Annotated in this window: 3 protein-coding genes; 1 reads left to right on the top strand and 2 read right to left on the bottom strand. The window is 67.6% G+C overall.

The window, feature by feature from the left end; translation table 11 throughout:
• Positions 1 to 21: 21 nt before the first annotated feature.
• Entirely contained in the window at positions 22 to 729 is a 708-nt protein-coding gene (locus O0J73_RS22195; protein WP_049456208.1) for a YitT family protein, read from the bottom strand.
• A 111-nt stretch (positions 730 to 840) separates the two neighbouring features.
• Positions 841 to 1,053 (bottom strand): DUF4287 domain-containing protein, encoded by a 213-nt coding sequence (locus O0J73_RS22190; RefSeq protein ID WP_049456209.1) that lies wholly within the window; start codon positions 1,051 to 1,053, stop codon positions 841 to 843.
• A gap of 325 nt (positions 1,054 to 1,378) precedes the next feature.
• Between O0J73_RS22190 and O0J73_RS22185 the strand changes: the two genes are divergently transcribed.
• The gene (locus O0J73_RS22185; protein WP_308309658.1) at positions 1,379 to 2,275 is read left to right on the top strand and encodes a LysR family transcriptional regulator; all 897 of its coding nucleotides are present in this window, start codon (positions 1,379 to 1,381) and stop codon (positions 2,273 to 2,275) included.
• The last annotated feature ends 61 nt before the right edge of the window (positions 2,276 to 2,336 follow it).

The following is a 2,336-nucleotide window of genomic DNA, read 5'->3' as shown; positions in this document are numbered from 1 at the left end:
GCCGGCACTACCGTCGAATCGTCACACGCCCATGTAACGGCCGGGACGGTGGTTGAACATCAGCACCAGGCTGAGCACCACCGCGCCGATGGCCGAGTACAGCACCTTCGACGGCGACAGCACGAAGAACGCGGCCACCATCAGGCAGGCGTCGTAGGACATCTGCACCTTGCCCGCGCTCCAGCCGCGGGTGCGCTGCAGGTACACCGCCAGGATGCCGATGCCGCCGAGGCTGGCACGGTGGCGGATGAAGAACAGGATGCCCAGGCCGGACAAGGCGCCGCCGACGATGGCCGAGTACAGCGGGTGGATATGCGAGAAATCGATCCAGCGCGGCAGCAGGTCGGTCAGCACGCCGCAGGCGGTGACCGCGGCAAAGGTCTTCAGGGTGAATTCCCAGCCCATGCGTCGCAGCGCCACCCAGTAGAAGGGCAGATTGACCAGTACGAACACCACGCCGAAGTTCCAGTCCAGCGCATAGTGCAGCAGGAAGGCCATGCCGGCCATGCCGCCGATCATCAGCCCACTCTTGGCGAAGATGGCCAGGCCCAGCGAGGCCACCATCGTGGCCAGCACCATGCCCTGCACGTCCTCGGCGATCGAGTGCCGCAGTGCTTTTTCGTCGGCGGTGGTGCCGGCACTGTCGGGCGGCGGAGTCAGCGGACCGGCGGTGACCAGGTGGCCGTCAGCGTCGTCGCACGGCGCGGGGCCATGGGATTCAAGGGACATGCGGGTGGGGGAACAACGGGTGGGGAGCGGTATTAGACACGATCTGCATGACAGTTGCAGATGAAATCGTTCAGCTGAAGGCGCTCCACCCTGCCCCCGACCCGCGGCGGGTCAGCCCTTGCCGGCCAGATGGTGCGCCACAAGCGCGTTGGCGTGGCCATGGCCGAGGCCGTGCTCGCTCTTCAGGAAGCTGACCAGTTCCATGTGCTTCAGGCCCTGCCTGGCCGCCAGCAGCTCGAACCAGTGCGCTACCGGCTGGCCGTAGGTCTTCTCGATGGAGGGGAAATACGAGGCCGGGCCTTTCGGCGTGGTGTCAGTGCTCATGTGCTGCTCCTGTTGAAAGTCATTCATTCGACGAACCACAGACGTGGAAATCGACATCCCCACATATCCGACCCCGTGTCGACCAACGGTCGGCACCCACCATCAGCAGCAGGTTCCAACAGCTCGCGGGAAACTGTCGAAGGCGGGGTGGCTCAGGTTGCGGGGGCGTGAGCGCCATGGATGGCGCGACCGAGGCTACATGGACGTACTTGCGCCGCCCCCCGCAACCTGAGCCACCCCGCCTCCCGCAGGAAGCCCGCTTTTGAAGTTGACGTTGCCGTTGTTTCGGCAGGTGCCGGGCGCAGCCCGGCCGTATCATCCCCTCATGCCCCGTGAAAACCTCAACGATCTGCAGGCCTTCGTCCACGTCGCCCGCGAGGGCAGCTTCACCAAGGCCGCCGCCCAGCTCGGCGTGTCCCAGTCCGCGCTCAGCCATGCCATGCGCGGCCTGGAACAGCGGCTTGGCGTGCGCCTGCTGACCCGCACCACCCGCAGCGTGTCCACCACCGAGGCCGGCGCCCGCCTGCTGGAAACCCTGGCCCCACGCCTGGCCGAGATCGAGGACGGGCTGGCCGCACTGGCCGAGTACCGCGAACGACCGGCCGGCACCATCCGCATCAACGCCACCGGCCATGCCGCCGAGTACATCGCCTGGCCGCGGCTGGCACCGTTGCTGCAGCAGTATCCGGAGCTGAAGGTGGAACTGGCCGCCGACTACGGGCTGGCCGACATCGTTGCCGAGCGCTACGACATCGGCATCCGCCTGGGTGAGCGCCTGGCCCGCGACATGGTCGCGGTGCCGATCAGCCCGCCGCTGCGCATGCGCGTGGTCGGTGCGCCCGCCTACTTCCGCCAGCACGTGGTACCGCGGCATCCGCACGACCTGGCCGTGCACAACTGCATCACCCTGCGCCTGCCCACCCATGGCGGGCTGATGCCGTGGGACTTTGGCCAGGACGGCAACGAACTGAGCGTGCGCGTGAGTGGTCAGTGGATCTTCAACAGCATGGGCATGACGCGCGCCGCCGCGCTGGCCGGCAGCGGCCTGGCCTGGCTGCCGGAAGACCAGGTGCAGCCGATGCTGGACGATGGCCGCCTGCAATCCGTGCTGGACGACTGGTGCCCGCATTTCGATGGCTACTACGCGTATTACCCGTCTCGCCGCCACGTCACCGTGGCGATGCGCACGGTGCTTGATGCATTGCGTGGGCCGATGGGGTGAGGGACAAGGAGTGGGGGCCCCCGCGCCGCCCCCCCCCCCCCCCGGCCGCCCCCCCCCACAA

Origin of the sequence: Stenotrophomonas sp. Sm6012 (assembly GCF_030985895.1) — a bacterium.
Taxonomy (GTDB): Bacteria; Pseudomonadota; Gammaproteobacteria; order Xanthomonadales; family Xanthomonadaceae; genus Stenotrophomonas; species Stenotrophomonas forensis.
This window is presented reverse-complemented; position numbering and strand designations above follow the sequence as displayed.

Coding starts and splice junctions, on each gene's coding strand:
- O0J73_RS22195 (WP_049456208.1), bottom strand. CDS start 729: ATGTCCCTTGAATCCCATGGCCCCGCGCCGTGCGACGACGCTGACGGC.
- O0J73_RS22190 (WP_049456209.1), bottom strand. CDS start 1,053: ATGAGCACTGACACCACGCCGAAAGGCCCGGCCTCGTATTTCCCCTCC.
- O0J73_RS22185 (WP_308309658.1), top strand. CDS start 1,379: ATGCCCCGTGAAAACCTCAACGATCTGCAGGCCTTCGTCCACGTCGCC.